Source organism: Arthrobacter cryoconiti (genome assembly GCF_020905375.1).
Lineage (GTDB): Bacteria > Actinomycetota > Actinomycetes > Actinomycetales > Micrococcaceae > Specibacter > Specibacter cryoconiti.
The window spans coordinates 277,680-302,538 of record NZ_JAJJBU010000003.1 but is presented as its reverse complement, the minus strand read 5'-3'; the positions used below and the strand labels follow the sequence as shown (position 1 = coordinate 302,538).

At 53.7% G+C, this 24,859-nt stretch carries 21 protein-coding genes; 7 read left to right on the top strand and 14 right to left on the bottom strand.

The window, feature by feature from the left end; translation table 11 throughout:
• Nucleotide 1: 1 nt before the first annotated feature.
• A complete protein-coding gene (locus LOH53_RS01595) occupies nucleotides 2–502 on the top strand; it encodes a VanZ family protein (protein WP_230065958.1) in 501 nt (166 codons plus the stop codon).
• Nucleotides 503–552: 50 nt separating this feature from the next.
• On the opposite strand, the gene sufU is transcribed toward LOH53_RS01595, so the two are convergent.
• The 4 genes from sufU to LOH53_RS01575 form a co-directional block, all read right to left on the bottom strand.
• Entirely contained in the window at nucleotides 553–1,026 is a 474-nt protein-coding gene (sufU, locus tag LOH53_RS01590; protein WP_230065957.1) for a Fe-S cluster assembly sulfur transfer protein SufU, read from the bottom strand.
• A 2-nt stretch (nucleotides 1,027–1,028) separates the two neighbouring features.
• Nucleotides 1,029–2,303 (bottom strand): SufS family cysteine desulfurase, encoded by a 1,275-nt coding sequence (locus LOH53_RS01585; protein ID WP_230065956.1) that lies wholly within the window; start codon nucleotides 2,301–2,303, stop codon nucleotides 1,029–1,031.
• Between the two features lie 201 nt (nucleotides 2,304–2,504).
• The gene (locus LOH53_RS01580; protein WP_230065955.1) at nucleotides 2,505–3,434 is read right to left on the bottom strand and encodes a glycosyltransferase family 2 protein; all 930 of its coding nucleotides are present in this window, start codon (nucleotides 3,432–3,434) and stop codon (nucleotides 2,505–2,507) included.
• Nucleotides 3,435–3,478: 44 nt separating this feature from the next.
• Nucleotides 3,479–4,093 carry an arsenate-mycothiol transferase ArsC gene (locus tag LOH53_RS01575; RefSeq protein ID WP_268250848.1) on the bottom strand — a complete coding sequence of 205 codons (615 nt, stop codon included), beginning with the start codon at nucleotides 4,091–4,093 and terminating at the stop codon, nucleotides 3,479–3,481.
• Nucleotides 4,094–4,177: 84 nt separating this feature from the next.
• Here LOH53_RS01575 and LOH53_RS01570 point away from each other — a divergent pair, with 84 nt between their 5' ends.
• From LOH53_RS01570 to LOH53_RS01550, 5 genes are all read left to right on the top strand, one after another.
• On the top strand, nucleotides 4,178–5,473 hold the full coding sequence (locus LOH53_RS01570; RefSeq protein WP_230065953.1) for a hypothetical protein: 1,296 nt from the start codon (nucleotides 4,178–4,180) through the stop codon (nucleotides 5,471–5,473).
• The gene (locus tag LOH53_RS01565) at nucleotides 5,461–6,924 is read left to right on the top strand and encodes a polysaccharide biosynthesis tyrosine autokinase (RefSeq protein WP_230065952.1); all 1,464 of its coding nucleotides are present in this window, start codon (nucleotides 5,461–5,463) and stop codon (nucleotides 6,922–6,924) included. The genes LOH53_RS01570 and LOH53_RS01565 overlap by 13 nt, the downstream gene beginning before the upstream one ends.
• Nucleotides 6,921–7,820, top strand: a complete 900-nt coding sequence (locus tag LOH53_RS01560) for an O-fucosyltransferase family protein (RefSeq protein ID WP_230065951.1) — start codon at nucleotides 6,921–6,923, stop codon at nucleotides 7,818–7,820. Before LOH53_RS01565 ends, LOH53_RS01560 begins: the two co-directional genes overlap by 4 nt.
• A 7-nt stretch (nucleotides 7,821–7,827) precedes the next feature.
• The gene (locus tag LOH53_RS01555; RefSeq protein ID WP_230065950.1) at nucleotides 7,828–9,321 is read left to right on the top strand and encodes a lipopolysaccharide biosynthesis protein; all 1,494 of its coding nucleotides are present in this window, start codon (nucleotides 7,828–7,830) and stop codon (nucleotides 9,319–9,321) included.
• 194 nt (nucleotides 9,322–9,515) lie between these two features.
• The gene (locus LOH53_RS01550) at nucleotides 9,516–10,916 is read left to right on the top strand and encodes a glycosyltransferase family 39 protein (protein ID WP_230065949.1); all 1,401 of its coding nucleotides are present in this window, start codon (nucleotides 9,516–9,518) and stop codon (nucleotides 10,914–10,916) included.
• Nucleotides 10,917–11,114: 198 nt separating this feature from the next.
• On the opposite strand, the gene LOH53_RS01545 is transcribed toward LOH53_RS01550, so the two are convergent.
• Both LOH53_RS01545 and LOH53_RS01540 read right to left on the bottom strand, forming a co-directional pair.
• Complete coding sequence (locus tag LOH53_RS01545; RefSeq protein ID WP_230065948.1) at nucleotides 11,115–14,849, bottom strand: PKD domain-containing protein; 3,735 nt, start codon at nucleotides 14,847–14,849, stop codon at nucleotides 11,115–11,117.
• Between the two features lie 77 nt (nucleotides 14,850–14,926).
• Entirely contained in the window at nucleotides 14,927–15,352 is a 426-nt protein-coding gene (locus tag LOH53_RS01540) for a DUF4352 domain-containing protein (protein ID WP_230065947.1), read from the bottom strand.
• A gap of 28 nt (nucleotides 15,353–15,380) precedes the next feature.
• Here LOH53_RS01540 and LOH53_RS01535 point away from each other — a divergent pair, with 28 nt between their 5' ends.
• Complete coding sequence (locus LOH53_RS01535) at nucleotides 15,381–15,608, top strand: hypothetical protein (RefSeq protein ID WP_230065946.1); 228 nt, start codon at nucleotides 15,381–15,383, stop codon at nucleotides 15,606–15,608.
• A gap of 70 nt (nucleotides 15,609–15,678) precedes the next feature.
• On the opposite strand, the gene LOH53_RS01530 is transcribed toward LOH53_RS01535, so the two are convergent.
• The 8 genes from LOH53_RS01530 to LOH53_RS01495 all read right to left on the bottom strand — a co-directional run bounded on the left by LOH53_RS01530 (nucleotide 15,679) and on the right by LOH53_RS01495 (nucleotide 24,546).
• Nucleotides 15,679–16,662 carry a glycosyltransferase family 2 protein gene (locus LOH53_RS01530; RefSeq protein ID WP_230065945.1) on the bottom strand — a complete coding sequence of 328 codons (984 nt, stop codon included), beginning with the start codon at nucleotides 16,660–16,662 and terminating at the stop codon, nucleotides 15,679–15,681.
• The gene (locus LOH53_RS01525; protein ID WP_230065944.1) at nucleotides 16,655–17,698 is read right to left on the bottom strand and encodes a glycosyltransferase family protein; all 1,044 of its coding nucleotides are present in this window, start codon (nucleotides 17,696–17,698) and stop codon (nucleotides 16,655–16,657) included. Before LOH53_RS01525 ends, LOH53_RS01530 begins: the two co-directional genes overlap by 8 nt.
• A gap of 29 nt (nucleotides 17,699–17,727) precedes the next feature.
• Entirely contained in the window at nucleotides 17,728–19,164 is a 1,437-nt protein-coding gene (locus LOH53_RS01520) for a phenylacetate--CoA ligase family protein (RefSeq protein ID WP_230065943.1), read from the bottom strand.
• Complete coding sequence (locus LOH53_RS01515) at nucleotides 19,139–19,927, bottom strand: CDP-alcohol phosphatidyltransferase family protein (RefSeq protein WP_230065942.1); 789 nt, start codon at nucleotides 19,925–19,927, stop codon at nucleotides 19,139–19,141. Before LOH53_RS01515 ends, LOH53_RS01520 begins: the two co-directional genes overlap by 26 nt.
• Before the next feature lie 54 nt (nucleotides 19,928–19,981).
• Nucleotides 19,982–21,100, bottom strand: coding sequence for a glycosyltransferase (locus LOH53_RS01510; RefSeq protein ID WP_230065941.1), 1,119 nt, complete (start codon nucleotides 21,098–21,100; stop codon nucleotides 19,982–19,984).
• A gap of 154 nt (nucleotides 21,101–21,254) precedes the next feature.
• Nucleotides 21,255–22,430 (bottom strand): DUF1972 domain-containing protein, encoded by a 1,176-nt coding sequence (locus LOH53_RS01505; RefSeq protein ID WP_230065940.1) that lies wholly within the window; start codon nucleotides 22,428–22,430, stop codon nucleotides 21,255–21,257.
• A gap of 71 nt (nucleotides 22,431–22,501) precedes the next feature.
• On the bottom strand, nucleotides 22,502–22,960 hold the full coding sequence (locus LOH53_RS01500; RefSeq protein WP_230065939.1) for an adenylyltransferase/cytidyltransferase family protein: 459 nt from the start codon (nucleotides 22,958–22,960) through the stop codon (nucleotides 22,502–22,504).
• Between the two features lie 14 nt (nucleotides 22,961–22,974).
• A complete protein-coding gene (locus LOH53_RS01495; RefSeq protein ID WP_230065938.1) occupies nucleotides 22,975–24,546 on the bottom strand; it encodes a sugar transferase in 1,572 nt (523 codons plus the stop codon).
• Between the last annotated feature and the right edge of the window lie 313 nt (nucleotides 24,547–24,859).

Genomic DNA, 24,859 nt, shown 5'->3' with positions numbered 1-24,859 from the left:
AATGATCAAGCCTCACCACCGCATTGCCATCACACTGGCCTTCGCATATTTGCTGGCAGTGGCCTTGATCTTGTTCTGGCCCTCTCCCGTTGACAAGCCCGTCATCAAAAACCTGCACGAGACCTTGTCATGGGCACATAGTTACGGCCTGCCAAAATTCATTGACTACCCTCAGATCGAGTTCACCGCCAACATTGCTCTATTCGTCCCCATGGGTTTGATCATTGCCACGCTCTTCAAGAGTTTCTGGCTGGGAACGGCAGGGGGCGCCCTCATCTCATGCCTTGTAGAACTTAGCCAAGGCCTTTTCTTGCCCAACCGCTTTGCCTCAGGCCTGGACGTCGTAGCTAATACCACCGGAGCCGCCATCGGTGCAGCCCTGTGCTTGCTCTTCATTCGGCGCGTCATCCGGAGAACATCGCCAACTGCGACCAGTCATGCTTCCACGCGCGCCACCCCGGACACCGCAAGGCCCGCCGACACCGAAAAAAACGATCGCTAGCCAAGCTCGCTAGCAGGGCGGCTCCCCCAGGCAACGCGGGTGAGCCCGCGCTAGCTCAATTGTGCCAAAGCATTTTCTGTAGCTACCCATGCCAACATGGCGCATTTAACTCGCGCCGGAAACTTGGAAACGCCGGAGAGGGCAGCCGCATCTCCCAAGACCTCTTCATCGGCTTGAAGTTTGCCGCGAGAACGCATCACTTCACGGAAGTTCTCAATCAAGTCGTGGACTTCCTCCACGGCCAGCCCCACCATCAATTCACTCAGGATGGAGGCAGACGCCATGGAAATCGAGCAGCCATCGCCAGCCCAGTGGATCCCGGAGACCAGCTGACCGTCAGCGCCCGGGGACGTTTCCACCCGGAGAGTGATCTCATCTCCACAGACGGGATTTAGCTCATGGCTTTGCCCTGTTCCCGCCGGCAGGTGCAGACCTTGTAACTGATCATTGGGCAGGTCAGCACCGGTGCGAGTCTTCGACTGCTCCAAAATGATTTGTTGGTATAGCGAATCTAATGCACTCATTTTTATGCTCCAGTGATCCCAAAATAGGGGCGCACCCCGGCCACTGCGGCCAGGAAAGCGTCAACCTCAGCGGTGGTGTTGTACAGATAGGTGCTCGCCCGCGTTGAGGCGCTCAAGCCCAGCCTGCGGTGCAGCGGCTGCGCGCAATGGTGTCCCACGCGCACGGCGATACCGGCAGCGTCAAGGAACTGGCCGACGTCGTGCGCGTGCACGCCGTCCACGGCGAACGCCGCCAACCCCGCCCGCGCGGTGCCCGCACTCGGTCCCAGCACACGGATCCCTTCAATGGCTTCCAAACCGACCACCATGCGCTGGCCCAGGAAGTTCTCCCACTCGTGGATGCGAGCCATTCCGGTCTCGCTGAGATAGTTAACGGCCGCCGCGAACGCCACAGCCTGTGAGATGGCCTGCGTTCCTGCCTCAAAACGTTGTGGCGAGGGCAGATAGCTGGCCTGCTCCATGGTGACAGTGGTGATCATTGAACCTCCTGTCTGGAAGGGAGGCATCGCGTCAAGTAACTCTGCCCGGCCATACACTGCACCGATTCCAGTAGGAGCCAACATCTTGTGGCCGGAGAATACAGCGAAGTCCACGTCCAAGGCTTTGACGTCCAGAAGCAAGTGCGGGGCAGATTGGCAGGCGTCCAGGACCACTAGCGCGCCGACGTCATGCGCCATGCCCGTCAGTTCCAGTACGGGGTTGATAACTCCGGTGACGTTAGAGACGTGCGTAAAGGCAAACACTTTGGTGCGACGCGTAAAAAGCGCCGCAGCGGCCTCCATGTCCAAGGAGCCGTCGTCCACGACCGGGATAAACTTCAACGTGGCACCGGTTCGACGGCACAATTCCTGCCACGGAACCAGATTGGCGTGGTGCTCCATCTCGGTCACCAATACCTCGTCCCCTGGCCCGACGGCGAACTGGCGGGCTTCCGGGGAGACCTCACCAATGCTGGCGTTGCCGAAGGAGTAGGCGAGCAGGTTCAGTCCCGCCGTAGCGTTGGCGCACCAAAGAAGCTCGTTTTCTTGGGCGCCGATGAACGCGGCAACTGTTGCACGGGCATCCTCAAAAACGTCCGTGGCGGCCACTGCCAGGGTGTGCGCCCCGCGGTGCACGGCGGAGTTGCGTTGTTCGTAGAACTCCTGCTCTGCCTCCATGACGCTGATGGGCTTTTGCGAGGTGGCCCCAGAATCCAGGTACACCAATGGCTGCCCGTTGACTTCCTGGTCCAGGATGGGGAAGTCATTGCGGATACGGAGCACTTCCACATCATTCAAGGGGCCATCGTGGAAATGATCAGTGGATGTCAACACCAAAATGCATGCTCCTCTGTGTCTTCGGACTAGGCCAAGTTCTGCATCAGGACCGGCGCATTTTTGGACGATTTCGATTAAGTCATATCTGCTGCACTTAATTATTGCACTGATGAGAGCGCATGCGTACCCAGACCTGCAGGCCAGCGGGTCGAGCGTCAGACCTCAGCGTCGATACTCGTCCGACTGGAGTCCCAGGGACGCGCCAAGCATTCCTAGGCCTCTTGACGCTATTCGAGCACCCGTTCCCGCCTTACCTTCCTGCGAAGTGACTTTTCCTGCGGCACTCCTGATCAGGCCCCACCCAATGCGAAGCAGCCCACCGACTAGGGCTTTGACGCGCACCATCATCCGCGCAGTGGGGGACGCTGCAAGTCGAAGGTCAACAAGGACTGCCGTACTGCCATGGGACCTGGCTCGGTTCAAACAGAACTTACGAGTAGTGCGTTCCAAGGGTATGAAGTCGGCCACCACAGACTCTTGACACCAGATAATCCTTCCGCCGGACCGAACAACTTGCCTGGTAAACAAAGTGTCTTCGCCACCTGAGAAGCCCAAGGTTGCATCGAATCGAACGCCAAGACTTCGAACGGCAGTTACGTCAACCAACATGTTGCCCGCTGCAGCAGCTTGCAACTCCGCCCCAGTCGGACGCGTATCCCGGCGCATAAAACCGCCGCCTACGACCCAGGCATCTGTAACGTCGGGGTAGGAATAGTTCACGTATCCAGCGACTATAGTTGGTGAGTAGCTTTGCCAGGTTTTCAGGAGTTCCCCAAGCCAAGCAGCTTCTGGGAAAACGTCGTCGTCAAGAAACGCCAGCAATGACCCCTCGCCGGCCTCGTCAATCGCACGTTGCCGCACAGCAGCAATCCCCGGTTTGCTCTCGGCAACATATTTCACGCCGATTCGCGTTGCTACAACTGTCCTCGCCGTTTCCGCTGGGTCATTGTCCACAACCAGCACCGAGACAACCCATGGTTGTGGAACTTTCTGCACAAACGCCTGGACCGTATCAAGAAGTTCGCCCAGCAGCTTCGGGCGCTTAAACGTTGTAATTGCTACGACGACGGGCTGGCCCGCAATAGTGGGCATGTGAAAAGCCTTTGCTCTAGGAATTTTTTCTCGAAACAGACTACTTAGGGGTTCTGCGCCAAGGCCCCATTAACGCTGTCCTGCCATTGGAGAAGCGCACTTCCCAGCTCCGTACCCATCGCTGCAGCACGTTGGAGGGTGGCTTGGTGACGTCGCTTTTTTCGCTCAATGTGACCGTCGACTAGATCCAAGGGATGTTCACGACTTTTGATCATTCGTCCTTGCAACTCACCGGGGGTTGCTGTCGTACCCCGCCTGGCGATCATCACGGGCGCAGGGCCTTCCTGTCGAAAAACGACTTCCTCCGCTTCAGTGAGCCCCTCCCTGAGCAAGATAAGCGCCTCTTGAATCGTAAACGCCTTGTTCCTCACCGCAGGGTTTTGTTGGACTGTCTCGCTGCGAATCGCTCTTGTTGCGCCTAACACTAAGCTGTAATGGCTGAGGTCAAGTAGTTGCACGCTGCGTGAACGAAAGTGCTGCGCATAATCAAGTCCACCGTCGCCGGACGCTAGCATTTGTGCCGACACCTCACAGATCGACATGCCAGGCGTTACATGCGTTCCAGCGCTATCAACCACCAAACGGGCCGGCCGCGCCGCCATGAAAGCAACCATTGGAGACCTGCAAACGTTTGCTGTGCATAGAATAAGCACAGACATTCGGTTCGAAGTGGAGTTTATCCGTGCGACACTCATCGTTGGCCGCCCTGGGCATGGACCTTCGTCAGCGACCGGAGTGCACCTATGACTAACAACGAATTCCGCATCATTCTCCTTGGGGCTATTGCGCTGGCCGTCGGCGTTAACGCTTTTTTCTTTTTTCGTTGGTCCCCCAGGTCACTCGTGGCGGCATGGACGCTTGTCTTGTTCCTTGTACCAATTTGGGTCGGAGTCCAAGCAGGTATTTTTTATTCAGCCATCACAGTGATGACCCTAATGATAATCGCTACGTCAACGTTGCGAAACTTCCACTTGTCAATTGTGGATGTCCTCATTATTTCCTTCACATTCCTCGTCATAATTTTATGGATGTTCGGTTGGATTCTTTGGGGACATCTGGTCATCGTATTGTTCGGATGGATCGTGCCCTATGCCGGCGGGCGGCTCATTTCTAGTCGTGTCGGCCTGCCCTGGATCTATTCCGCTCTTGCGATCGGAACGGTTATTGCCTCGCTCCTGGCTGTTGTTGAATTCCTCAGCGGAGTCAATATTTTTGTTGGTATACATGCAAACAATGCCCTATTTAACGTTTGGCATGATCTCCAGTATCGCGGCGGGCTACTCCGCGTCGAAGGCGCCTTTGGGCACTCGATTGCTCTGGGTGCATGCTTGGCGATGGGCTCGGTGTTCGTTTTGGTTGCGCGTTGGCCCGTCTGGCTGCGGGCATTATCGTTGCTCCTGGTCATGGTGGCAGTGGGCATGACCTTTAGCCGAATCGGTGTTATCGGAATCGCAATCACCATTGTTGTGGCCCTCATCGCACTTGGCCCTCAGATTCCCGCCAACGTAAGAAAAATAGTAACTGTAATGACAATTGTGGTCGCAACCATCGGTGTGCCTTTACTCCTCGATGTGTTTTCCTCAGCGGGGCAGGAAGCCTCAGGAAGCGCTGAATACCGATCCAGTCTTTTTTCCCTTTTTAGCAGCGTTTCACTTCTGGGAATCACACCCACCTGGACAGTTTCCCCCAACGGTCAAACCTATTATGGTGGATTTCAATCCATCGACAGCGAAATGATACTCACTGCGCTACGATTGGGTTTGGTTCCACTTGTTCTCGTCATCGCCGCACTTGCATGTTGTGTTATTTCCGTACTCAGGGGTCGGGGGACTCCGTCGTCGGTAGCAATAATTGGGATGATTCCCGGGTTTGCCACCGTTGCACTGATCACTCAATATGCCACGTTTGTCTGGTTTCTGGCTGGACTTGCTGTTGCCTCTCACGCTTTGACCCCGGGACGAACAGCAAATTCGGTCCACATTAAAGACAGAATTGCAGTGTCGAGCTGGAAACGAAAGGACCAAGCATGGCTCCCGTGATTGCGGTCAACACGACTCGATCCACACGACTAATCGCTGCCCTACGTAAGCGATGGTATGTAGTGGTTATCGCCGGAGTAGTGGGTGGCCTTGGAGCGTTCGCCTTGTCCTACACAATCACGCCGGTCTACCACGCGAGTGCTTCCTTGTTCTTCTCTCTACGGACAGGCACCAGCGGCTCTGACATCAATCAGGGATCCACGTACACGCAAAATCAAATGCTTTCTTACGCAGCATTAGCGACCTCCGCGATAGTGGTGGACGGGGTTTCCCAAGACATTGGGGCGAGTATGTCCAAAAATGATATTTTGCGGAGCCTTTCCGTCACTGCGCCGCAAAACACCGTGATCTTAGAAGTCAAAGCAGACACGGCCGATCCGTCTTTGTCCGCACGAATCGCGAATAGCGCGGCAGACCACTTAGCGAAGGCAGTTTCCCAGGTCTCACCGGTAGAGAGCACCACTAATTCCAGCGTCGTGGCCCATGTGATCGACCCAGCAATCGCACCTCAATTTCAATCCTCACCCAACAAGAAACAGAACGCACTCTTCGGTGGGATTCTTGGTGTGGCCTTGTCGATTCTTGCCATCTTGTTGACTGCTTTACTGGATACGCGGGTTCGTTCTGTGGCGGTCTTGAAATCCATGACAGAGCGCCCGCTCTTGGGGTTTGCAGAATCGACAAGGCCCAGCCGCGACTCACGACCCATAGCATTGCGTTTGCCTAATGGTTCGGCCACGGAACGCTTTCGACAAATCCGGGCAGGTCTTCGCTTTGCCTCGGCCAGCCACGCCACCACAACAATTGCGGTCACCTCAGCGATCCCTGGCGAAGGGAAGACTGTCACTGCGCTGAACCTTGCCCTGGTCATGGCAGAAACCAAAGAACGGATTCTTCTCATCGATGCTGATCTGCGCCGCCCACGGGTTGCCGATTACATCGGGTTCGAAGATGCGATCGGTTTGACCACCGTTTTGCTGGGAGACATTCCACTCCACGAGGCCACACAGCGCTTCAGCGACACAACTCTTGAGATTCTTTCGGCAGGATCCTTACCGCCGAATCCAGCCGAATTACTCGGCTCAGCCCGCATGGCCAGCCTTATCTCGCAGGCCAAAGAAATCTACGATTTCGTCATAATTGATACTGCCCCCGTCTTATCGGTCGCAGATGTCTCTGGTATTGCACAGTTGGTCGACTCAATCGTGTTGGTCGTCGACGCTTCCAAACTCCGACAAATTCAGCTTGAACAAGCCTCGGATGTCCTCGACTCAGCTGGCGCCCACGTTTCCGGCATCATTCTCAATCGGGTCCGGGCATCAAAGCGGCGCGATGTTTACTACGACGAGTACAAACGTAAAATACCTCGGGTGGGCACCCGTGCCCCGGGTCGCACTTCTGTAGCGTCACAGAACTCGACGGGCGGCACCGAAAGAGCCAAAACCACATGAGTAACTTTTTGCGCGGTTTGAAGGCTGCTACAGAATCACCAGCTCTTATCGCTGTCACAGGCAAATATCATGGCCTCGGTAATCGTGTTCGCGTGGTTCTTGGCTGCCGGACTCTAGCGCAAGCGGAGGGGCGTTCCTTCGCTTACACCTGGCCTACCGGACCAACCTTTGGTGCACGTCTAGACCAATTGTGGGAGTTTGATGCGCCTGTGGTCCCGCTCCCCGTATCTAGACTTCTGGCTTTACGTAGTCCGTATGTCAACCACTCATTGGACTGGCTGGATGCAGATGCTCGGACACAGCGTCTATGGCAAATTCGAACCCCTCATGCCATAGTGCTTCCAACGAATTTGCCGTCATGGGAAACTGAACTAAGAAAACTGACGCCCACCAAGGAAGTGATCCGGCTCATTGAGAGTGCCGCCAATGATGGTCCATCAGTCCACCGCGGCTATGTGGGTGTCATGATCAGGACGAAGTCCAATGCCCACGCATTGACTCTGAAACATTCACCTCTGGAGTGGTATCTAGAAAGAATGAGTCAGTTACGCGTCATGTGGCCGGATGTACCTTTTTATGTGTGTGCAGATACGCCAGAAGCATTCCTTAGAGCGCAACAAGCGTTCAGTGGCTGCTTCGGAACGGAAGATAAAGGGAAATATAACAGTCTTTCCGCCTTGCGAGCCTCCGTCGCCGATCTCTACATGCTGGCGGGATCTTCCCATCTACTGGGACCCCACTACTCAAGTTTTCCCGAGCTTGCTCAATTACTTGCTGGGGCCAAGCTGCGGCTAGAAACTTCCATGACTCCGGAACAAGAAGTCCCCACCACTACTTCTGGACTGAGTGTTGCCGCGAATCCTACGCGGCCCTTTGAGCGGACTTTGGTGCTCTGAGCCACCCATGCCATCAACTTCTAACCCCACCCAACCACAGGATGGCCTTGGTCGCCGGGCAGTAAGAGGAGCAAGCGTTACAATCGCCGGGCAGGGCGGACGGATCCTCATCCAACTATTGTCAGTTGTGGTCCTTGCCCGGCTCTTAAGTCCCAATGATTACGGACTGTTTGCCATGGTTATGGCGGTAGCTGGCATCGCCGAAGTCTTTCGGGATTTCGGGCTTTCCCAAGCCGCTGTCCAAGCCAAATCCCTTAGCGAGGAACAGCGTGACTGGCTATTCTGGATCAACTCAGCGATTGGGCTCGCACTCTCGATCATCGTTTTCTTTTCATCTTGGGCAATTGCGGGGTTCTTTGGACATGCCGAACTGGTTCAACTCTCACAATCCATCGCGGTAGTTTTCCTCATCAACGGAATTGCCACCCAGTTCAGGGCAAGCCTGACCCGTTCACTTCGCTTCACTGCGCTTGCTTTGATAGACCTCACCTCATCAGCCATCGGTTTGGGAACAGCCATTCTCATGGGAGTTTTGGGCTTTGGTGTTTGGGCGCTGGCCGGGCAGCTAATCATCCAAGCTATTGTTGTGCTTCTGGTTTCGGCCGCCGCTTGCCGTTGGTTGCCGCACCTGCCACGTCGTGGCGTTCCGATAAAGGCGTTCCTACGCTTCGGAGGGCACATGGTAGCAACCCAAATCATCACATATGCAGGTAACAACGCTGACACCGTCACCATAGGACTCGCATTTGGTCCGGCTCCCTTGGGAATTTACAACCGGCCGTTTCAATTGGTCATGAACATTGCCAATCAGCTTCGCGCACCCATCACCAACGTGGCGATCCCCATACTCTCGCGATTGCAGGAGGCACCGGAGAGATTCTGGAAATTTGCTCGAGTCGGACAATCCGCTTTGGGCTATTCAATAGTTCCAGCACTGGCCATAGCAACAGGAGCAGCACTTCCTGCTACCGATATACTCCTCGGACGCGAATGGCTTAGCTCTGCGCCCATACTAGCCTTTCTGGCGGCTTCAGCGGCACTTCAAACACTCGGCTACTTCGGCTACTGGGTTTACGTTGCCAAGGGCATTACGGGTGCACTGTTCCAGTTCAACCTCGTCAGTGTCGGAATCAAGATCGCTTGCCTAGTCATCGGAGCTCATTGGGGTGTCACAGGAGTCGCAGCTGGCTATTTCATCTCCGCGATAGTTTCTTGGCCGCTTTCCCTGATTTGGATTGCTAAGACAATCCAAGGAGTTCCGATCCGGATGTTTACAACTGCATTCTTACGGATGGGCGGACTGGCCACCGTCGCAGCGGGAGCGGCTTACATGGCAACAACGTGGACGGCCAATTTCGGGTCGTGGGTTCAAATACTCAGTGCGTCGGGAGCCGTAATCGTTCTATACGCGGCGGCATTGCTGATTCCAGCGCCGCGCCGCGATATGCGCGAGCTGATCGGGGTGGCGTTCATGCTGCGCCGCGAAAAGGCTCAGCCGTGACTCTAAATCGTATAGTTGGCTCAGTTCACCGGCACGGAAATTTTCTTTCCGTGTTATTCCCCATACTGGTGGTGTCCTGCTTTTCACTCATCTCGTCTTTACGACGACCTCTGTGGCGCGATGAATTCGCAACTTGGTCATTTGCATCACTGAATATTGACGATCTTCCACGTGCAGTTTCCCACGTTGATACAGTGTTGGCGCCCTACTATTTCCTCGTCCACTACGTATATTCAGCGATACCCAATGACTTCGGCCTACGGCTTCTGTCCATAGTCGCAGCAACAGCAGCCGTAGCATTCCTTGCTATGATTGCGCTGCGATGGTGGGGGCCAGCACCCGCATTCGTAGCGGGCATGCTCTTGGCTCTGAACCCACTATTTTTTCAGATGGCTGCTACTGCCAGACCATACGCACTGGCAACGATGTTTGTCGCCATGTCTGGCTACTTCCTTGTGAAAGCAATCTCGCCAGGCCCTCATGTCTACGCCTGGATTGGCTATGGGATCGCTCTCTCTGGCGCCGGCCTCATGCATCTCATGGCGCTACTAGCCATTGGGTCAACGTCTGTTCTCGTCATTGGCATCAACAAAACAAAGGTGTTGACGTGGCTCTGCACCACGCTTATCGGCACATTATTCATCGCACCAATTGCAGTAGCAGCATTTTCTCAGCGCGGGCAAGTATCTTGGATCCCAGTCCCCAACTATCGAACGATTATTGGCTCATTGGCCAGCCTGATCGTTTTTACAAAAGACGGACGCTTGACGTGGTTTGAGGCCCTCGCTCTTGCCTTGGTATCAATTGTGCTCGCAGGCGGAGTGCTGCTTTTATTCATAAAGTTCAATGGTGCAATGCGTCGCCAGGAGATGAAGAGGTTTAGCTTTACGCTCACCCTCTTCGTGTTTCCGTGGCTGGTCCTAACGGGTGAGTCCCTTCTAGCTGCACCTTTCCTACGCACCACCTACCTTCTGCCTAGTATCCTCGGACTCTCACTGGCGCTGGCCGCCGTCGCGCATTATTCCTTCACTGACACGGGACCGAACAAGACTGCACACTCTATGACGTCAGCTCGCCCGCGAAAGTTGCGCCAATGGCCTGCAGTCGGACTCGCCGTGGCTACTGCTACGATATTTGTGCTTTCCGCGGCCACAACTGCCACGGCCCTGCGGGCGTCGTGGTGGGTAGACGACTTCCCTGCGCTTGCCGCCGCCTTGTCCTCGAAATTATCTGTAGGCGACAGCGTTATTTTCCTCCAGCACTACAGCGAGACGGGCGTCAACGCCGGGATCGCGTACGCGACCCACGACGCAAGTTTTGGTAAGACACTTCAAGAGAATCTAATAGCAGGTACCCAGCCGGTCATCGAATTCAGGACGATAGTCTCCATAGACCCGCTTCTAACCGTCGAAAGCACCGCTCCTTCCTCCTCTTCCCCAATGTATGTCATCTACACCAGAGGAGGATTTGGTCCAGTAGAAATTCACGAACTCGCTGCACTAAAGATCAATTGTTCAGAGGTACCCGTTGCAGGATCAAGTCAATCCTTCGGTTTGCTCAGGTTGGATTCTGGGCGCTGCACTAAAGAAGAATAGAACCATCCTGTTCCCGAAGTTCGATTGACTCTTTCGCCTAGAGCCCTTTTTCCAATGCGGCGTGGTGTTCCACTCAACATGAGTAAGCGCCCCAAGCACACTCTGCCAAGCAAACTGCCCCAGCCAGTTGCAGGATGCACCTCGGCATTGTCCGAAGTACCGCCTACAACTGCCCGGGGCAGCATGGGACTTAGTCATTTAGTTCATCGGGATCACTGCCAGGTTACCAATCTTGAGCGTAATGGGACCATTGGTCGTAGCCCCCGGCAAATAGGCTTTCAGGGCCACTGTGCCGCCAACCTGCAGCGTTGGATCACTGCTCGTAGCTGTCACGAACCAGGTTGCAGGCTCAGTTTGTCCATCCACCCAAACCTTCGCCCGGATCGTGGTGCTAGCTCCGGAAGTTACCGACTGGAAACGAACCTGCAATTTCTGATCGGCTTGCTGTGAATAGCCCGTCAGAGGTCTGTCCGCCAGCAAAGTCTCAGCTGTGCCTACGACTTTGCCAAGCCCAACATTGATGGCACCCGAGGCCATGAATCTCAATTTCAGCCGGTACTCTCCAGCCGCGGATGAATCAACTCCGTAGTTGAGTTGCAAAGTCGAGTTTGCAACTTTGTCCGTACCTACGGTGAAGGTCGAATCACTATTGATAGCGGCGACCCCGGACAAAGATGTCTTGAGGGTCTGACTTGGGGCCATCACTATGTTTCCGGTCCCACCCGCGACGGAAAGCCCATAGGTTCCACTCCACGTGCCACCCGTCTGGGAAGCGCCCCAGCCTGACGCAGAAGTTCTCGCAAAGTCATCCCTTGCGATGAAAGCCTGAGTGGACACTTGGATTGCCTGAACTGCCACGGCGCTGCCCTGCATGCTGTCCTGAACGGTCAGCTTCACAGTGTAACTTCCACTCGTTGCATAGGTATGTTGTGCCGTCGCTGAAGCACCTGGCGGAGTCCCGTCTCCCCAGTCCCAAGAATACGTAAGTGATGCCCCGTCGCTAGCCGTTGATCCTGTGGCATCAACTGAAAGTACCAGAGCTGAAGGCGTCGCGACAAAGGACGCGACGGGGGCCGCATGCGTTGCTGTGATAGCCGTTTGTACCCCTTGACTAGCAACTCCCGTTGAATCAGTCACCACCAGAGTCGCAGTGAATGTTCCGGGGGCCAGATACGTGTGTGTGGGGTTCACTAACGTGGACGTAGTGCTATCCCCGAAGTCCCATGCATATCCGCTGATAGACGCCCCATCGCTCGCAGTTGAAGCACTTGCATCAAATGCCGTCGTCATTCCCGTCGTGGTGTGGTTTGCCACTGCCGTTGGCGGCTGATGAGGTGCAGCAACCACCACCGATTGAGATGTCGTCGCTGGAACACCAGCCGCATCTTTCACGCTCAGAACCACAGGATAGGTTCCGGCCGCGGCATAGTCGTGTGTCACCGTTACCCCTGTGGCGTTGGTTCCGTCCCCAAAGTCCCATTCATAGGATGCAATAGTCTGGCCTGCCGAAGGAGTCGACGCAGTCGCGTCAAAGGCGATCCCTAATGTCCCCGGCACAACCGATGCTGTGAAAGACGCAGTCGGAACGCCCTGACCTGTTCCCAGCGCATAATGCGAGGCCACCTGTGATGGAGTAAGGGCTGTGTCGTAGACGGCGAAATTATCCAGCGAACCGGCAAAGTAATCACTTGAGGGTTGATTTGGCCAGCCGTTTAGATTGTCACCGCCAAGCCTCCAATATCCTTGGTAAGACTGCGCTGTAGTCGTCTGCGGATCTGAACCAACAAGGTTTCCATCCACGAACAACTTCATGCCGTCGCTTCCTTGTTCGGCAACCAGGTGATGCCATTGCCCGTCATTGAATGCAGCCGTGGACGTGAGCGTCTTCACTGTCCCGGGATACGTTCCAAACGTCACCTTTCCGTTGTTTAGCATGTAAACGTGCCTGTCATAACTCGACGACGCTGAATTGGCAGATGAACCGAACCCAACGATCTTTCCACCCTTGTTGGTGGTGGTGTTGAACCAAACCTCGGTGGAAAACGATGAACCCACGGTCAGAGCATTGGATGTACCAATAATCCCCTTATTTGTCCCATTGAATGTCGACGCAGGTGAGTTGTCCCCCGAGATCGCACCGGGTCCGGTGCCAGAAACTACTCCGGTACCTACGTTTCCGTTGTTCGCGCCGACCCAATCCGCGGCTGCGGTGGAGGCATTGCCACCAAGCGGCCAAAATAGGGATGGTCCGTCTCCGAGCACCTGCGCTACATATGGACTTGCTGTAGCGCTGCTGACCTGAACGGATACGGGAGAACTTGTGACGCTGTTTCCATCGGGATCAGTGGCAACAATCGTGTAGTTTTGCGTCGATCCAGCAAGTAGACCCGTGTCTGAAAGCGTGACTGCTGGCATGTTCCAGTAAGTCGATTGGACGGTTGCCGTCGCAACGGGCGTGGATGTTCCTGAGCGCATCAGTTTGTAGCTCAAGTTAAGGTCGTCACGATCCCAATTTGCGGGAATGGACACCCGAACGGCCCCTGCTGCCACCGATCTAGCACTGGGTGTCCAATTCGCTGTTGAGATCCGGGGGCCTTGTTTTGCGCCTCCCGGCGGTTGCGCAGCAAAGCGGACCAGTCCTTGCTGGCGTTGATTGTTTACTCCCACAAATTCGCCACCCACGGAGATAAAGCCTCCGGTGCCAACAATCGAGAACCCTGCCTGTCCCATTCCGGTTGCTGAGCCAGTTATCCAGTCCGGATACCAGTCAACAACGGCTGGTGCCGGATACCCGCTCCAATCTACGTAGATGTTGTTCACCCAAGGGCTCCGGCTTAATGTTCCCTTCGGTGCTGCCGTGGTTGCACTTGCATTGCGCATATTTTCGGGCTGTTTTTGCACCATTCCGCCTGCAGACTCACAGGCGTGCTCATGGCTGGTCGTGTAAACAGTGGTTCCATCCGAGTAGACACCGTAGTGGTCACCGTGGCAGTCCGCAATCCAACGTACATCTCCGGTTGCAGGGTCTGCGGAAAACGACCCTTCAAGATTACCGACGGTGGCATCAGCAAAGACCCAGCCAGTTCCGTAAACAGCATTTTGATCGATGGAAAGAGCCCAAATGCCGGCTTTGCCTGCATTTGATCCTGTCCCCCACCCGTTTTTGACAATATTCGTCACCGCCCAGGGCAGAAGTGCGCCCGTCGTCAAGTCAAGAGCGGCCAGTCCGCGTTCGGAAACACCATTGATCTGTGAAAATCGCCCAGCCACAATCAGCTTGTCTTTTTGGGGTGTCAGAGTCATTGCATCCACCTGCAAATCAGAGGTTGGAGCCCAACCAAGCAGTCCCCCCTTAGTGTTGAATGCCGCAAAACCTTGCCGTTTGACTCCATTACCGGCACCAATGAGACCGCCCACGTAGACGGCGGTATCAGTCACTGCTATCGCGTTGACGTAAGAACCTCCTACTGCTCCTTGAAAATTAGGAACAAGTGTCCCGCTTGGAAGATCGAACGCGGCAAGGTTCCACCGCGTCTGGCCATCCACAGAATTGAAGGTGCCTCCCACATACAACCTGGTACCGTCCGGAGACGCTTTGATCGACTTCACCGTTCCATTGATCAAAGGAGCAAACGATGTGATGACGCCCGTGGTGATGTCATAGGAAAGTATGTTGCTCCGTGGGATCAGACTGGTCCCTGGTGCCGCACCGGCTGGCCTAGCGTTGCTAAACGAACCGCCTGCAAAGACAGTGTTGCCCACAACTTCTTGTGTCCACACCACTCCCTGATCAATCTGGACAGTGGGCAACTGATCACTCGTGACCGTAGTGCTCGAACGTTGCTCTATTGGTGCTGGTCCAGGCAAAAGTGTGTCAGCTGAGGCTGGCGCAACCAAGCCAACTAGTAACAGACTGAGCGTTCCAATAGCCATTGTTAATGCCAGAACAGCGTGCCTATATGGGCTTATTCTCGGTTTCATTCTCACTCCGTTGAGGGGCTCATGGCGTATCACGGGACATCGCCAGTAAATTGTGCACGGGCAGATCCTGCAAGATATTCAACAGTGAAGTTGAGTCCTTGACGATCGCCGATGGGGACAAGGAAGACATAGGTTCCTTGGTCGGTTGCGTCTGGTGCAATGTCACCTGAAAACGCATGATAAGGATCAGAGGTGGTGGGCATACCAAGATTGCCGTCTTTTTGTAAAAGAGTAGCCACTACCGAATCGACATTGATCGGGCTTTTTGACCCATTGTGAATTGATACCGTAAAAGCAATTGCAGGTCCAGAAATCTCTCCTGGTGTTTCGGCCTTAGCGTCTATGGCACTGGCCTTCTGAACGTTGATCGTAATATTGTTTTGCACATCAGCTGTTGCATCCAGAGAAACAGCAACCAACGGTCCCGGAGGAACGCTGGCGATCTCATCAGACAACGATGCTGCCGCAGGTGCGGGAACAGCAGTGGAGCGTCCAGTCGCTGAAGGCGGTGGCGCCACAGCAGCCGAAGGTGCCGGTGACGCAGCTCCGTATACGCCGGCTGACGGAGATGCACTGTTACTAGTCGGTGCGGTGCAGCCCGCCAGCATTATCGAGCCTGTCGCCATAACGAACAAAATGGACGTAAGAAGCAGCCTTCCTTGCTTCACCCTCGAACCGGTGCGGCCACTTGCTGATCCGGAGTTCGAATAATCGGCGCCAGTCAAATAGATGATTCGGTCGTCGCTACTCGCCGCACCTTTACAACCCCCCTTCTTCCTTCTTATGAACATGAGCCTTCTCCTTTAACACTTCTAGTGACATGACCAGTCGCCATGTTTTTGTTTTTTTGTATTTCTTTCATCATTTGCCAGCCGAAAAAAATCCCCTTAATATAAGCACGAAATGGTGCAATACTAGAAAGGAACTGTCGCCTACCACCGCCCAGTAGGATCTCGTATGAGACTCGAGGAGTAGCACGAATCCAAGATTTCAATTGCGCGTCGTCGCCATGTTTTGCAGCGTAGATAAGACGATTCCGAATATTATAAAAATAATAAACTTCGGATTTGCTGCCAGGTCTTCCTGCACTCTTCTGCGTGCCTCCTTCATCGTGCACCGCACTTGCATCCGTAAGAACAGCTAGGCGTCCTCTCTGCCGCACCACGCGTCTTGATAAATCGACGTCTTCCCAATACAGAAAATAGTCTTCGTCAAATCCGCCGACGGACTCCCACATGTATTTAGAGACAGCAAAGCAAGCGCCTGAAATCCAAGGTTCGCTGGGGCCTGCAGGCAAAACCCGCCGCCGACTGCTTGCTACTCTGCCGGAATTTGTATAAAGATCCATACCGTCAAACCAAACAGCGCCCGAGCTGGTTCGAATAATTGGTGATACCATCACATTTGGATCATCAAGAGTAGCCTGAATCAATTTGAGCAAATTTTCCGGCGAAACTCTGGCATCAGGATTTATAACCGCCATTGATGCCAGGCCCAAGTCAAAAGCATGGCGAGCACCAACGTTCACGCCAGCACCGAATCCAACATTTTCGTCAAGCTCGAGCACAGTCCAGTTTTCCACCACTCCCAATTGCCGCAGTTTCTGCCGCTCTGAGTTCGTCGTGAAGTTATCAACCACGATGATTAGTCCGTGATGAAGACCAAGGTTCATACCAGCGAGATTCTCGGAGAGCAGATGGCTAGACCCGTAGTTGACTACAATTAGGGCGAATTGAATGGCTTGTGTCTTGTCCAAGTCAGTCATGTCGAGCACCTACTCGAACACCCAATTGCCGCAAGTGTGTCTCCATCTCTTGACTCCACACGGAGCCTCCCTTGAGGCCCAAAGCAACCCTAAAGGCACTCACATGTTGGGCACCCATTGTCTCCCACGACCGAGCATCCAGATTGGGCTCTACAACAGGAGGTTCGGCACGCAGCGCTAAGATTGCCGCATCGATGGCTTCCGCCGTGATGACGCCATCAAAAAGGTATATCCACCCAGGTCCGACTTCCTGTGAAAGTGCGCGATTAACTTCCGTGTCAGGAACTAGAACAGGGCGGTTTAGCGACAAAGCGGCTAGTGCTGCTCCCGAATTATGCATAAAGAGATAAGGCAATATAACCAGCTCTGCCAGGGTGACAACCGAGACCAGCTCCGTATCGGAGAGAAACTTGAAGTCGAAGCTCACCCCGCTGTCACTGCCGGCGCGGCTTATAAGTTCTTCTTTGAGTGACGGCGTCGATGGGTTCCCGGAAACGGACAATGTAAGGCCAGGCGTCAATGTACCTAGAAAAGATGAGACAAGACCATCGACTCCTTTATACCGGCGAATTAGACCGAAATAGGTTAGACGCCCACGCACCTGTGAAATATGTATAGCCGGCGTGAACCACTCCCGGTAATGCCCATGAGGAATGACCATGGAACGTTCAGTTGCGGTCTCCTCAGCCGCATCATTGAGGCAGATGTCCAATGTGGTCAGACGGTCAAACCATCGATCAAGAAATTCTTCGCGCCGGTTCAGTCCACTGGGCCTAGCAATGTTATGCCGGGTTCTTACAAGCGCAGTTTTCGTCAACTGAATCCGAGTGAGGATGCCTGCCGTCAGGATCTGGCGCCGGAGGCTTTTCAACGGCGAACTTCCCCGGTAAATAACCTCGGGCCAGTGCACATGAAAAGCGTCGTATTTTCTGAAAATTGCTCCTGCGAAAGAGAACAATAACAAGTCGCAATTGGGTTCACTCGTTAGCGACTGAGCAAGCTGGGCTATGTACGGATTCGTCGTTGGGCGTGGCATTGCGAACGACTCCATCACACGGAGCGGTTTCATCGGGGCACCGTCGAAGTTGAACCTCTGACGTCGCTGGTGATGAACCGAAACTTTCCGCCCTGGGGTGCAATTGCCTGAACAATTTCCAGTCTTACGGCCGCTTCTGAGCCAACATTGGCTCGCAGCCCTGCAAGTCTGGACTGTGCCACCTGAACGGCATCGGGATGTTCACTCAACAGGCAACGGACAACGATCGAATAATCTTGTTCCTGGTGGATTTGAAACTGGCGGACATAGACGTCAGCGCCCGCATACAGTCCCGTCAGTCCTCCTAGAATCACCTTCCCGCTCGGGAGGACCAAAAAGTCAGATGTCCGACCGCGGACCTGACTAATTCTGTTGTGCGGACGCCCACAAGCACACGGACCATCAATGCGGGAAGCCACGTCGCCAAGTTGATACCGAATGATTGGAAATACTCTATTGTCGAAGTCGGTAACGACCAATTCTCCGTCTCGATCGTCAAGAACGGGAAGTCCGTCCTGAACGATTTCAACGTTCTTAATATCGTCGAATGTATGTAGACCAGATTGTTCTTGACACTCACCCGCGATCCAGTTTGCTTCCGTCGTCCGATAGTGATCGTAAACTGGTGCGTCGAAGTACTCTTCGATTTCTACCCGTTGGGCCTGAGAAAGCGGACCGGCTGTCACGGCCACAGCTTTGGGACGAGCAAGAAAAATACCTTTTTCTGCAGCTATCCGGGTGAGTGCTAAAATCCCACCAATATAGCCGATCAAAAATTCTGGTTTGTTCCTTTGCCACGCATGCGCAAATTTCCTCACGGCCTGATCACTGATGTCAAAGGTGTCTAGCTGGATTCGTCCTGCAGGCCACCACAGTAATTGCTGCTTCCAATGTGCAGACTTCGTCCGATAATGGCGGTCAATCACCGCTGTGCTCATCCACGGTTCCAGTCCCCACCAATTCTGCAACCGCCATTCAAAGGCTCTGGCAGGCACACGCAAGTCTCTATACATCTTCAGCGGTTGGCCAGTACTTCCACTTGATACGGAAAGTACGCTGTTTGCCACCGTCCGTTCATCCGAGACAATACTGTCAAAGTTTTCGCGCAGTAGTTCCTTTGTTGTCAGCGGTAATTCGTAAAACGCGGCGGGGTCCTTCAAGTCTCCAACCGAAAAGCCGTGTCCGTGATAAAAATCGGAATAGAATTTCGAATGTTCCATGGCGAATCTAGCAATTGCTATCGACCTATCGGTCTTCAGGCCCTTGAGAGCATCGGGCGTGATCGAATCAGACGTTAGGAGATTTTTCCATGCCGTCCGACTTCCCGGCACCATGAATCTAGACCGTGCCGCAAACGCTCCCCGTTGAACTGAACCTAACATAGCAACAAATCTCCATAAACTATTCTTGCACCGAATTATTGGACTATCAGAGAAAGCTCTAACTGCGACTCTTTGGATCTTCATCGAGCCTCTTTAATTCAATAAACCATTTACGTGCTGCCAGTACAAAGAAGCATAGCGTCAGCGCAGTAATCAAGGTGTAAATAATCAGAAATACTGGTAAAAAACCGAACAAGAGAAAAGTAATACACAAGATCCCGTAGTCCATAGGTAGGACCATTAATGATCTCGTCCACAGGGGAATATCTCCTGCCGATTTTGAAGTCATCTTCGTCGGTTCATGTTGACGTCTCAACTGTTCAGTCAAAATCATTCCGAAAAATAGACCTGAGCCAGATACGGTCGCCACTAGCGGAACCACGAGCCACCAAGAAGGTACAGAATTGAAACGAAAAAGACCCACCATCAATGCCAAAGGCAGAGCCGACACCTTCAGCGCATCGACCATATGATCGAGCCACTCGCCGGCGACACTTCCCCGACCTAGAAGCCGGGCTAATTGTCCATCCGCAGAGTCAAGGGCATACCCAAGTACTAAAAGAGTCCCGACCGTCCCACCGAGCAGCACAGTTGGGGGCGCGACAGCCAACAGGGTGATGGCACAAAATGTCATCAGCGCACTGATCCCCGTCACGGCGTTCGGGCTCAGACCCGCGCAATATGCTAATCCAGCCAGATACCGTCCTAAGCGCCTGTTCACGAAACGTGAATATGCGGGTGCGTTCTGCCCTGTGTACTTGCGCCCCGCTGACAACCGTCGAATGGCTTCGGTATACCCGTATCGCGCGTTCGAATGAAGTTCCGAATCGATGTTCGATGTACTCATGATGTGCGCTCTCCCAACAAAAGCGGACGCGATCTGGCTTGCCCCATATTTTGGTTACCTGAGATATTCACAGAGCACCTTCCTAACTCCACCGCGGAATTGTTCAGTACTCTGACGCACTCCGGCGGTTTCCGAGTCTTGGGAAACCAATCCACGGTAGTGGCCCCAATTTTCGTACAACATAACAATTGCGTCAGTAATCGCAGCTGGATCATCCGGTGCAACAAATTGAGGCGCGCCGTATCCGCCAGCAGCCTCAATGAGGCCTGGTTTTTTGCTAACGATGAGTGGCCGCTCGGCCAGTATTGCTTCTACCGCGGTGTTACCAAACGATTCGTCGGCCCGTGACGGCACGATTGCGATGTCGGTCCGATCCAGATAGGCCCAAACATCACTTTGAAAGCCGTGCATGGTAATGGAAGACCGTACATTTAGGTGGTTGATCAGCTGCCTCAGGTCTGTTTCAAATGCCTCGTTTCCAGGATAAGTAGTACCGACAATGTCTAAGTGAACAGTTACCCCCCGGTCCCGCGCACATTTGACAGCTTCAATTGCCACATCCACACCTTTTCGATGTGAAACTCGGCCCACGTAGAGCATATTCAAGGACCCGATAATCAGCTCCCGTGGTGCAGTCTTTGTCAGTGGACCAGCGACACCGTTGAGTACTACTGATATTTTTTTGCTCAATCTTGGGATATCACCCACGAGTACGTCAGACGTAAAACGACTATTCACAATAATTTTTGTCGATAGCAGGAGTGGAGTGGAGAGCATTAGGCGTTGAATTTTAGGAATTGATTTCTCTGCCTCATGAACGTGGGATACTACTGGCAGCCTAAAAATACGCGCCAAGATAGTCCACAGAGGTATGGTTAGTGTATTAACATAAATAATTTTTGGTTTTGCAAGTCGAATTAGTCTCCAACCGCTAATTAGACCCGTTATTGTTTTAGTCGCGAGCTGTAAAATACCAGTTATCGTTAATAGGCTTTTTCGAAGCACGGGAGTCGAACAATAAATTACTCTCACATCGCGGCTTTCCAGCTCCTGAACAAGTGGGCCCGGACCGGGAATAGTAACAACAATGTCTAAGCCGTCCGCAACACAGCAATCAACCGCTTCCAAAAATACTCTGTCCGCACCATACAGATCCGCACCCGGATGTGCCATGAGAATTACTGGACGTCGTTCATGGTCAGAGGCAGCGGCCTGTCGGGATGGTCCGCGAGTGAACAGTGAGGTGATCCGTCGGAAGTTGATACTCATTTCACTGCCTCCTGCTCTTTGTGGATTCTTGAAGTCTCTCTCGTGTCAGCATGGGAGCTCATCCCCACGCCGACGCGTATCGGCGTCCGCTGCTACGTTGACCGTGGCGCCCGTCAGCAACCATTTGCTGGCAAAGCAATTCATATTTGCCGGCGACCATGTCCCAGTCGTAGAGGCGGGCGCGCTCAAGCGAGGCGGCACTTCGCTTAGCTGAGTCATCCGTGTTCGTCTCTGCGAACTCCACCAAGGCGCTCACATCCTGGGGTACTGAGAAATAGGCACCGGCGTCCCCAAGAACTTCTTTGTTGAACACCACGTCAAAAGCATTTACAGCAGCACCTGCACCCAGAGCTCGCAAGAGTGAAGGATTGGTCCCGCCAACCGAGTGTCCATGCCAGTAGATCGCAGCGTTGGAATAGAGCTCGTTGAGGAGCTGCTGATCCCACAGGCCACCGAGCAAGTGGACCCTGTCATCACAGAGGTCGTGAATCTTTCGGCTGTATTCTGCTGCGTAGGGAGCCGACCCGACCACGACGAGTGGAAACCGTGCATGGCTGTTGACGTAACCCTCTACGATCAAGTCCACATGATTTTCGGGTTCGAATCTTGCAACCACCAAATGATAACGGCCGGCAGCTAGTCCAATTTCGGCCAATCTGCGCGAACCTACCTCGGACAAAATCGGTGCACCATAGGTGATGAGGGATGTCTGTGCGTTGAAGGCATCCTCGTAATAGTCTTGGATCCCTACCGCGTCTGCAATGAGCGCATCAGACCATCGGACGGCAAGTGCCTCTGCCAAACGGTAGTATTTCTTCCCAAGATTCCCCCACTTCGCCCGTTTCCATTCGAGTCCATCCACATGGGTGGCGACGGGAATTCGCGCAGCTCGCAAAACCGGCAGCAGCGGGGCGTTGGCAGCATTAAAAACAATCGCAGCGTCAACTCTGTGGGCCATAAGATGCCCCACAGACAGTGCTGTGTGAACTAAAGTTTCCATAGACCGCTTCTGTGGCGCCGGTAGATGAACCAACTTCATGCCAAGGTACGTCGATGGGGCCGGGGAATCTGTTTTTCTTCTCCGGCAGTACACAGTCACCTCGTGTCCCATAGCCACGAGCCGTTTTCCAACTTCTTCAACACAAGTTTCGAAACCGCCGTATCGTGCAGGCACTCCCCTAGTGCCGATGAGGGCTATACGTAGTGGCTCAAACTTCCTAGTAATTTGATTCATTGCTTGAATCCCCCGATTCTTCTCTGATATTAAGACCGTGCGATGCCAGATAGTTCCGGCAACGCACCCTTTTACACACGGCGTTGGCGGGCCGAAGATTCCTCGTATTCAGAGGTAATAATCTCCAACGTGCGCCGCAGTACAGTGCTCGATGTGTGGACCGTGTATGGAAAATAAACAATCTCCACACCAACGGCACTAAAATCACGTTCAAGGGCGATTCCCTTGGGCGTACCTTTCCAGTCATCACCTTTGAAAAAGATGTCGAAGGGTTTTTCTCGCCAAGTATCGATCTTGTTCGGCAAGACTTCGGCAACGGCTTCGTCGACGAGGCCAATGTTGCGTACTATCTCCAAGCGCTCCACCAAAGGAATCACGGGTGAGTGTCCCTTCGTCTGGAGCAGAAGGTCGTCAGCCACGACGCCGGCAATCAAGTAATCACAGCGACTTTTAGCCTGCCGAAGCAAATTCAAATGCCCCACATGAAACAGGTCGAAGGCACCAGCCGCATATCCGATTCGCATTCCCATGGAGACTCCCATTTCTAGTAAGCACCTGCCGAACTTCGCATCGCCCTAAATGTCCTCCACAGGATCACGATGTCTCCCATGAATGACCAATTTTCAACGTAATAGAGATCCAAGCGAACGGCTTCTTCCCATTTCAGATCCGAGCGTCCGCTGACCTGCCATAGGCCAGTAATTCCGGGCTTTATTAACAGGCGTCGATGTGTGGGCTGCTCATAGTGGGCAACTTCAGTTGCCAATGGGGGCCTTGGGCCTACCAAGCTCATGTTTCCGAGCAAAACGTTCCAAAATTGTGGAAGCTCATCCAGCGAAAATTTCCGCATCCAGCGACCACACCGAGTTACCCGGGGATCGTTGGCCATTTTGAACATGAGTCCATCTGTTTCGTTCTGCTTCGCTAATCCAACGAGCTTTTCTTCGGCATCCACCACCATGGAACGGAATTTATACATCTTGAAGGACTCTCCGTTGCGTCCCACTCGTTCCTGCCGAAAGAATGCCGGCCCGGAGCTGTCCATCCGAACTATGAGTGTCAGAGCCAGGAGGACAGGAATCAGGACCAAAAGTGCAAATGAAGAGAGAATTATGTCCATAGCACGCTTAAAAATGTGCTTTCCACCTGAATATTGGGGAAGTTCCACATGCATTAGTGGCAAACCTTCTACCGGACGGAAATGAACCCGTGGACCGGCAATATTGGTTAGGTTCGAAGCGAGCACCAATTCTGTGGACAGATCTTCAAGACGCCAGCCGAGTTGCTGAATGGTTTCTGGGCCGCCAGGCAACGGGCCTGCAACAATCACTGCATCCGCTCCTGTAACCAACACCACGCGTGAAATATCAGCCATGGTGGATAACACCGGAATCTTGTACCACGGCGGCCGCAGTTCCATGGATTTATCAAGAGAAGAAAGCGCGGCGCCAGCTACCCGGTACCCTGCACTCAAATTCGTGCGCAATTGGTGAATGACGTATTCAACGTCAACTGCGCTACCAAGCACCACCACGTCGGAGAGATAGTTTCCGTTTTTGCGTTGTTTACTCAGCCATTGGCGCCACAGCCAGCGGCTTAGTAGTAACAAAGCGATGCCCAGTGGTAGGGCCACTGCAAAGAATCCACGAATAACATCAACTTTGAGGACGGCCATAACAATGGCCACGGAACCAAATACTCTAACTGTGGATCCAAGTACACGGCGGTACTCCACCACTCCACCGCCAAAAACACGCTTCTCACGGCTTCTGCATATTTCGAGATCGGCCATCCACAAAATAGCTATACCCACGGACAACCAAAAGTAGCCAACTTGTCCATAGCGTTCGCGTTCAGTTGGATCGTCAAGTCCAAACCGCAGCGAGAATGCTAGAAACGTCACGCTCGTGATGACTAGTAGATCGGTGATACGCAACCGCCAGCTATAGGCAGTCCACCAACGGCGTCCAGATTTGGCAATCTGGGCATCCTTTGAATGCGTGGTCTCGTCCCAGACGCTGTGCTTGTGGGAAACTGCCGTAGGCGCAGGCTTTGTGCCTATTTTGGGTGAGGAAACCCGATTGTTGCCATGCTTCTGTGTCTTGATGGTCGTCACGACAGCGACACCGGCTTAAACGGCAGCAGATGGTCAACGGCGTACATGGGGCTGCTTTTCTGGGCTCCGGATTGAGCCTGGAAATAAAACAAGGGAGCCGACGACGGCTGGGGGAAAGCCTTGGTCTCAGAAGGCTTATCCGTCGCCGGCTCCGAATAGGGAGTCCGTCCTTGAAGGACGGACAGGGTTTCCAACCTGGGGTTAGGGGACGGGAAGGTAACATCCGTCCTTTGGTGCGCCCCGAGGTTGAGATTTTCTCCCCCGGCAGGAAGCACCACCGTGTGCTGCAGACTAAACATTCGAGACCTCTTGA

Excerpts from the sequence above, each read along its gene's own strand:
- LOH53_RS01565 (WP_230065952.1), top strand. The coding sequence starts at position 5,461 with ATGGCTCCCGTGATTGCGGTCAACACGACTCGATCCACACGACTAATC.
- LOH53_RS01515 (WP_230065942.1), bottom strand. The coding sequence starts at position 19,927 with ATGAGTACATCGAACATCGATTCGGAACTTCATTCGAACGCGCGATAC.
- LOH53_RS01595 (WP_230065958.1), top strand. The coding sequence starts at position 2 with ATGATCAAGCCTCACCACCGCATTGCCATCACACTGGCCTTCGCATAT.
- LOH53_RS01570 (WP_230065953.1), top strand. The coding sequence starts at position 4,178 with ATGACTAACAACGAATTCCGCATCATTCTCCTTGGGGCTATTGCGCTG.
- LOH53_RS01560 (WP_230065951.1), top strand. The coding sequence starts at position 6,921 with ATGAGTAACTTTTTGCGCGGTTTGAAGGCTGCTACAGAATCACCAGCT.
- LOH53_RS01510 (WP_230065941.1), bottom strand. The coding sequence starts at position 21,100 with ATGGCACATCCGGGTGCGGATCTGTATGGTGCGGACAGAGTATTTTTG.
- LOH53_RS01580 (WP_230065955.1), bottom strand. The coding sequence starts at position 3,434 with ATGCCCACTATTGCGGGCCAGCCCGTCGTCGTAGCAATTACAACGTTT.
- LOH53_RS01505 (WP_230065940.1), bottom strand. The coding sequence starts at position 22,430 with ATGAATCAAATTACTAGGAAGTTTGAGCCACTACGTATAGCCCTCATC.
- LOH53_RS01520 (WP_230065943.1), bottom strand. The coding sequence starts at position 19,164 with ATGAAGATCCAAAGAGTCGCAGTTAGAGCTTTCTCTGATAGTCCAATA.
- LOH53_RS01500 (WP_230065939.1), bottom strand. The coding sequence starts at position 22,960 with ATGGGAATGCGAATCGGATATGCGGCTGGTGCCTTCGACCTGTTTCAT.
- LOH53_RS01545 (WP_230065948.1), bottom strand. The coding sequence starts at position 14,849 with ATGGCTATTGGAACGCTCAGTCTGTTACTAGTTGGCTTGGTTGCGCCA.
- LOH53_RS01525 (WP_230065944.1), bottom strand. The coding sequence starts at position 17,698 with ATGCCACGCCCAACGACGAATCCGTACATAGCCCAGCTTGCTCAGTCG.
- LOH53_RS01555 (WP_230065950.1), top strand. The coding sequence starts at position 7,828 with ATGCCATCAACTTCTAACCCCACCCAACCACAGGATGGCCTTGGTCGC.
- LOH53_RS01530 (WP_230065945.1), bottom strand. The coding sequence starts at position 16,662 with ATGACTGACTTGGACAAGACACAAGCCATTCAATTCGCCCTAATTGTA.
- sufU (WP_230065957.1), bottom strand. The coding sequence starts at position 1,026 with ATGAGTGCATTAGATTCGCTATACCAACAAATCATTTTGGAGCAGTCG.
- LOH53_RS01575 (WP_268250848.1), bottom strand. The coding sequence starts at position 4,093 with ATGTCTGTGCTTATTCTATGCACAGCAAACGTTTGCAGGTCTCCAATG.